The organism is Brucella cytisi, from assembly GCF_038433355.1.
Lineage (GTDB): Bacteria > Pseudomonadota > Alphaproteobacteria > Rhizobiales > Rhizobiaceae > Brucella > Brucella cytisi.
This window is the reverse complement of the sequence record NZ_JBCAUP010000034.1, coordinates 46,080-52,501: the sequence shown is the minus strand read 5'-3', so window position 1 is coordinate 52,501 and position 6,422 is coordinate 46,080. Positions and strand designations below refer to the sequence as shown.

Sequence of the window (6,422 nt, the reverse complement as noted above, 5' to 3'; positions counted from 1 at the left end):
TAGAGCGTTTCCGTTTTTCTCTGAATCGAATGCGCTTCCCAAATCAGTTTTGTTCTGATTCACTGATGCTGGCTGGATGGAGGCCAGCGTTGGATGACCGCACCGATATCGAATGATCTTCGAGAGCGCGTTATTGCCGCCGTGCTGAGTGGCGAAAGCGTTCGTTCAGTGGCGACGCGGTTTGAAATTGCCGCATCTTCAGTCGTAAAATGGTCCCAGCGCCATCGTGCGACCGGATCGGTTCATCCCGGCAAGATGGGCGGCCACCGCAAGCGGATACTCGAACCGCATCGTGATATCATTGTGCAACGGCTCGCCGAGAACCCACACCTGACACTCCATGGCCTGAAGGCGGCGTTGACCGAGCGGGGTATTTCCGTCTCGCACAATACGATCTGGGAATTCATTCGCAGTGAAGGGCTGCGCTTCAAAAAAAACACTATTCGCCCTTGAGCAAGCTCGTGCCGACGTCGCTCGCAAAAGACAGCGCTGGAAGACCCTGCAAAATCACCTTGATCCCGAACGGCTGGTCTTCATTGATGAGACCTGGATCAAGACCAACATGTCGCCGATCAGAGGCTGGGGTCCAAAAGGCAAGCGACTGCGGGCATTTGCACCGCATGGCCACTGGCGCACGCTGACATTCCTGGGCGCTTTGAGAAACGATCAGCTTACAGCACCCTGTGTCTTCGACGGACCGATGAACGGCCAGTGTTTCCGCGCCTATGTCGAGCAGCAGTTGGTCCCGGTGCTCAAGCCAGGCGACATTGTCGTCATGGACAATCTCGGCAGCCATAAGTCGGCAACCATCCGTCAATTGATCAAAGCCGCCGGTGCGCGGCTCTGGTTCCTGCCACCCTATTCGCCGGACCTCAATCCGATCGAACAAGCCTTTTCCAAGATCAAGCATTGGATGAGAAATGCACAAAAGCGCACCATCGAAGACACATGGCGTCATATCGGCAGGCTGGTCGAAACCATCCAGCCCGCCGAATGCCAAAACTATTTGGAAAACGCCGGATATGGTTCCGTTAAAAGGTGAAACGCTCTAGACGCATAGTCTTATCCGAAAAGTCTGCAACTTTTCGGGACTGTGCTTGGTCGTACACTGCGCTCCGGTTCTCGAAACCCACCATTTTCACTACGGCCGGACGACCTTTCGATTCAGGCATTACCCCAACCAAATGCTGTTTCTTTATGGCACGGTTAATGAGTTGCTAAGGCTTCAACGCTACTATCCGGAATACCGACCCATGCGGGGAGCACTTCCGCATTAACCGGCTGCTGCCGGATGCGCGATCTGCAATTTGGGACAGGTGAGTTGTGTGTGCCTACCGGAGTATTCTGCGTGACAAATGATCAGTTCCGCGCCCTGGAGGATATTTCAGGCCACCGGAGCCCGTCGGATTCAAAAGCGGGGAGCAGCAAGGCGGACGACCTTCTGGCGGCCGCAATTTCGGCGTTCGCGGGTATCACGCGTCCCGGACGGCAGGATATGCAACAGCTTGAAGATCTCGCCATGCCGCTACTGCAATGCGCGTCCACCCGCGGCAAGCGTCATGCAGCCAATGCGCTGGCACAATTGGAAGACGCACCGCGCCGCCTCATTCTGACGCTGGCCGACGACCCCGTCGAAATCTCCGCACCGATCCTGTTGCGCTCTCCCCTTCTGCGCCCTTCCGACCTCATCGAGATCATCGGCAAGAACGGTCTTGCCCATGCGCGTGCCATTGCGCGACGCCAGTCCGGTGACGTTCTTTTACAAGGCGTGCTGCGCAGTTTCGCCGATCCGGTCATCGATCGCACGCTGACACTTCAGGAAAATCTCGCCAATATCGAGGCCGAACCGCTCGAAAGGCCCGATGTACCCGACCTTTCTGCCGCCAGAGCGCCGCTGATGAAGGAAGACAGTTCCGAACGACTGGCGCGCGCGCTGCAACAGCCTTTCTTCGAGGCTGGCGCAACTACCGGCTCACAGCATCTCATCGATACCGCACTGCTGATCGACAGCCAGTTTTTCCGCAATGCGCTGGCCGATACGCTCGACCTGTCCTTTGAACGGTCCGACGCGATCATCGGACAGTGGCCGGATTCGCATCTGCCGATTGCACTCAAGGCGCTCGGATTGTCGCCTGCGGAATGCTATCTCGTCATGACTGCCATTCTGGGGCCTGTCGACACCAACCGCGACAGCCTGCGTGAGTTTGTGCATATTTATCGCTCCATCGACCGCGAAAAAGCGATGGCGCTTGTGCGGCGCTGGAAGGCGGAAGACATGTCGGCCATGCTGCGTGGGAAATTGCGTGAAATGGCCGAGGACGACACGCCACTCGCCGACGCTGCCAATTCCGATCACCCGTCGGTTCAGCGATTGGTGAAATAGAGTTCATCAGGAAGAAGTTTTAGAAGGCTTCTCCGTCCTGCGAAATCGAGAACAGTGCCGACGCATCGGCTATATCTTCGAGTTCGACCAGCCACAGGTCGGGGTCGAAGCGGGTTTCCCGCGCCATACGGTCACTTGCCGCCATGTCATCGGCATCGTGCAGAATGCGCAGGAACATGCGCTCGCCGTCATTATCCTCTTCATAAGAAGTTTGCGGTGCAGGCGAATATAGATCGCAGGTGCCGAAACGTGAGCTTACTTTGATGAAGATTGCGCCCGCCTCCGGCGATCCGCGACGGGCAAGATAGGCAAAGCCGCCCTTGCCCTGAACCTTGCGGATCAAAGCCGAAACCCAGAAGTCTGATGTCAGGCGCATCGGAAACCCATCAGCTTATCAGGCCGATCTCGCGCATCTTGGTGATGAGCGTCGCATCGATTTCGCCGGTTACCGGCATACTGAACAGTTTCTGGAATTCGCGCACCGCTTCCTGTGTCGTCTTGCCCGGCTGTCCGTTCACCGGCACGGTGTCATTGCCGAATGCTTTCAACCCGGCCTGTACGCGGATGATATCCTGCGAACTCACTTTCACCGATTGCACGGCGGGTGTTGCCGCCACCTGCTTTTTCGGCGCGGGCTTTTCATAGGAAGCGAGAGCGGGTTTCGGTTTTGAAACTGTTTCCGTCTTCAAAACGGCGGGCTGCGGGCGCGGCGTCGGAACCGCTACTTCGATGACTTTGGCAACATCGTCCTGAGCCGGGGCACTGTTTTGGGCATCGGCCTGCAACTGCGCCGGAATATTTGCTTCCTGCACGCCGAGCTTCTGCTGCAAAGCGCGCCAGCGTTCCACCGCTTCGCGGGTCTGTGGCCCGGTGAATCCATCCACCGGCCCCTTGTAAATTCCAAGCGTCGAAAGACGTTGCTGCAGCCGTGCGATTTCCAGATCGGCATTGGGCGCAAGTGCCGGCAGCATGTCATCGACCGATGCGTTCATATTAAACCGATCCGCCGACAGACTTGCAGCTTCCAGTGGCTGGGTTGTTTCATTGCTTGCAGGTTCGGCAGCGACAGTCTCGGTGGGCTTCGGGGCGTCATCGTTTGATGAGGCAGTCCCCGGCAGGACCGCACGCGGTGTCGGCTTGAACACGAAATCTGGCCTTGTGCTGAAGAACACGGCCTTGTGCGCCTCCGGCTGATACCAGAGCGCGTTAGCCGAGACGAAACTCATTACCACCAAAAACGCAGTTGCCCCACCTGTCAGAACGGGGTTGCGCACAATGAAATCCCCGGCAGCAATTGCAAGCGCCGAAGCCGTGGTGAAGAAGAAATGGAGGAGCCGCGAGCCGAGACTACGCCGTTTTGCGGGTTTGCGCATCTTTCTGCTCCCGGATCTCGTCGCTGTCTTCGTCGTTCTGCCAGTCATTACGCCTTTCCCCCTGGTGACGGTGCATGTCGATCACCGTGCCAAGTTCCTGATATTCGTCTTCTCCCATGACAAACTGCGGGCCTGCCACCGGAAGGCGGATCGTGACGATCGTGCCTTCGCCAGGGCAACTCTTGAGTTGCATGCTTCCCTGATGCAGTTCCACGAGCCCCTTGACCACCGAAAGTCCGAGGCCACTTCCCTCCTGCGCGCGCGTATAGTTATTGTCGGCGCGCACGAATGGCGTGCCGATGCGCTGCATATATTCCGGCTCGATACCGATACCCGTATCTGACACGCTGATTTCCAGCATCTCGCGCCCGCTCACCATCATACGGATCGCATCGATAGTGACGCAGCCGCCACTTTGCGTGAACTTCACCGCATTTCCTGCCAGATTGAGCAGAATCTGCTGGATGGCGCGACGATCCGCTACCAGTTCACCAATGCCGGTGCCGACGCGGTGGCAGAAGGCAACGCCTTTCTTTTCAGCCTGCGGCAGCATGACAGCAGTACACATTTCAACCGCTTCACGGAAAGCAAAGTTCTGCGGGTCGATGCTGTAATTTCCGGTTTCCAGACGCGAATTGTCGAGAACAGCATTCACGAGCTCCAGCAGGTAATGACCGGACTGGTGAATGAGGCCGGCATATTCGCGCTGCTTCTCATTAGCCAGCTTGCCGCCCATTTCATGCGACAGCATATCGGAAAATCCGATGATCGAATTGAGCGGCGTGCGCAGCTCATGGCTGACAGCTGCAAGCAGACGGCCCTTGCCGATGCGCTCCGATTCCAGCTCCGCTTTCAGCGTTGCAATCTCGTCCAGAAGCTTCAGTTCACCTTCGAGCGAGCGGCCAATCAGCATGATGGCGTGAGCGCTTGCGACACCTTCGAGACGATAGGTACGAAAGAACATATCGCCATTTTCGATGGAACGCAGGCGTACGTCTATCTTGCGTGAAGCTGTGCCAGAGCGAAGATCGGCCAGAAGCGAAAGATATTCTACGCGGTCGGCGACATGAACGCGGTCGATCAGGGCCGTGCCTTCCAGCATTTTGGGCTGTACGCCCAGGAGCTTTGCCGAATTCATATCGACCGAGGATACCACTCCATCCGCATCAAGCCCGAACTGCACATCGCCTGCAGCTACACCAACTTGCGGCGTGCTAATCCTGATCTGCGCGGGCCTCGCGGCGCTCGCATAACCACGCGCAACAAGGCTTGCCGCATAAAGTACCAACACAGCGACGGACACATAGCTGCCGCCGGAAATGGCGCCACCGCTTGCCGTCGCAAAATAGCCGAGAATCATGGCCGCGAATGCAGCGCCTGCTACGGCAGCAGGCTTGCGGGTCGCAAACCAGACTTCAAGCGGCAGACCCGCCACCATCAACCATAGAACCACATCGCCATGAGAAAAAGTGCCAATGGCAGCAAGACCCGCACCATAGGCAGCAAAGTTCAGACCAGCCAGAACAGGTGCAGCAACGCCCATCAGCGACAGCGCGCAAAGGATCATTGCGACGCCCGCAAAACTTGCCGCAAGAATAGCGAATTCCGTAAAGCCTGGTGTTACACCCGAAGCGACCACTGCAGCGCAAAGCAGGACCGGCACAGTTATGACCGAACCGATAACACGTATGGAGGCCGCATCAGGATTGGATACCCAGCGGCGGCAGAAACGTTCGTAAAAACGGCTGATCGCCTGCACATTCATGCGGACGGTCTCGGCTGTTTTCAAAAGAATGGCGTTCAACGTGCCGTACTCACTCAATACTCTTGCATAATCAAAACCGGAAAACCGTTCGCCGTGACGACGCTCTCCCAGCCAGCAACAGATTGCAGCCGAGGCTTTAAAGAAACGATAAAACGAGACCGCCCAAAGTGGATAAGTGACACGCCGGGCCTGCTTTTCTGCCTATGGTAAACAGAGAGTAGCGATGAGGCGGTGAAACCACAGCCACGGCACAATTTTGACGTTCAAATGCTTTACCATGACGCGCATCTTGTCCGAAAACCGTTTCACACGTTTCGGGATGTGCTCCAATAAACCGAACAGTTACGGAATCTTTTCGAATTCATCGGACATTGGCGCAAACCGAAGGCACGCAACCGCAAGAAGGCAATGATCCGTTTTCTCCTCAAATCCGTATTCTGGTTGTCGTTGGCATTCATCGTGATGCCGCGCTTCTTCCCTGCGGATGAGCAAAACAAGCCGCAGGAGAAGCTAGCCATTGCCGAGACGAAGCGGGAGCCGGATTCAATCGACCAGCTTCTCGCCAATGGCAAAACCGCCGTGGAACTGGGCAAGCTGTGCATCGACAACTCTTCCTTCTGCCAGAACGGTACCTCGCTTGTTTCCAACGCCGGAAGCGGCCTTCTGGAAGGAAGCCGCGTGGCCCTTGAATATCTGAGCGACCGTTTCGGCGCCAAACCGCAACCGCCTGCAAAAGTGGGACCGACAGCCGCCACCCCTGTACAGGCCGCAACAGGCATCCCCATCCCGACATCGCGGGAAGAAGCCCTGCGCGCACTGGACCGTCGCTCGACTGGTTCAATTGTGCGCTAGTTTTCCGTGACCTTGCAGAGTTTCATGACTATATAAGCGGCAAGAAACT

6 protein-coding genes are annotated in these 6,422 nt (G+C 56.8%); 3 read left to right on the top strand and 3 right to left on the bottom strand.

Features of this window, described 5'->3' with window-relative positions:
- Positions 1 to 93 precede the first annotated feature (93 nt).
- Together AAE521_RS23915 and AAE521_RS23910 are read left to right on the top strand one after the other, a co-directional pair.
- Positions 94 to 1,042 (top strand): IS630 family transposase gene (locus AAE521_RS23915; protein ID WP_144405900.1). Its coding sequence is split into 2 segments (ribosomal slippage): positions 94 to 429 and positions 431 to 1,042, totalling 948 coding nucleotides; the frame shifts between segments, so codons are not numbered across the junction.
- Positions 1,043 to 1,348: 306 nt separating this feature from the next.
- Complete coding sequence (locus AAE521_RS23910) at positions 1,349 to 2,383, top strand: DUF2336 domain-containing protein (protein WP_342062734.1); 1,035 nt, start codon at positions 1,349 to 1,351, stop codon at positions 2,381 to 2,383.
- Positions 2,384 to 2,402: 19 nt separating this feature from the next.
- On the opposite strand, the gene AAE521_RS23905 is transcribed toward AAE521_RS23910, so the two are convergent.
- From AAE521_RS23905 to AAE521_RS23895, 3 genes are read right to left on the bottom strand one after another with little or no spacing between them, the layout of a single operon-like run.
- Positions 2,403 to 2,759 carry a DUF1491 family protein gene (locus tag AAE521_RS23905; protein ID WP_342062733.1) on the bottom strand — a complete coding sequence of 119 codons (357 nt, stop codon included), beginning with the start codon at positions 2,757 to 2,759 and terminating at the stop codon, positions 2,403 to 2,405.
- A 10-nt stretch (positions 2,760 to 2,769) separates the two neighbouring features.
- Complete coding sequence (locus AAE521_RS23900; RefSeq protein ID WP_342062732.1) at positions 2,770 to 3,756, bottom strand: peptidoglycan-binding domain-containing protein; 987 nt, start codon at positions 3,754 to 3,756, stop codon at positions 2,770 to 2,772.
- On the bottom strand, positions 3,731 to 5,560 hold the full coding sequence (locus AAE521_RS23895) for an ATP-binding protein (RefSeq protein ID WP_342062731.1): 1,830 nt from the start codon (positions 5,558 to 5,560) through the stop codon (positions 3,731 to 3,733). The genes AAE521_RS23900 and AAE521_RS23895 overlap by 26 nt, the downstream gene beginning before the upstream one ends.
- Before the next feature lie 369 nt (positions 5,561 to 5,929).
- Here AAE521_RS23895 and AAE521_RS23890 point away from each other — a divergent pair, with 369 nt between their 5' ends.
- Positions 5,930 to 6,373, top strand: a complete 444-nt coding sequence (locus tag AAE521_RS23890; protein ID WP_342062730.1) for a hypothetical protein — start codon at positions 5,930 to 5,932, stop codon at positions 6,371 to 6,373.
- Positions 6,374 to 6,422: the final 49 nt, after the last annotated feature.

Excerpts from the sequence above, each read along its gene's own strand:
- AAE521_RS23905 (WP_342062733.1), bottom strand. The coding sequence starts at position 2,759 with ATGCGCCTGACATCAGACTTCTGGGTTTCGGCTTTGATCCGCAAGGTT.
- AAE521_RS23900 (WP_342062732.1), bottom strand. The coding sequence starts at position 3,756 with ATGCGCAAACCCGCAAAACGGCGTAGTCTCGGCTCGCGGCTCCTCCAT.
- AAE521_RS23890 (WP_342062730.1), top strand. The coding sequence starts at position 5,930 with ATGATCCGTTTTCTCCTCAAATCCGTATTCTGGTTGTCGTTGGCATTC.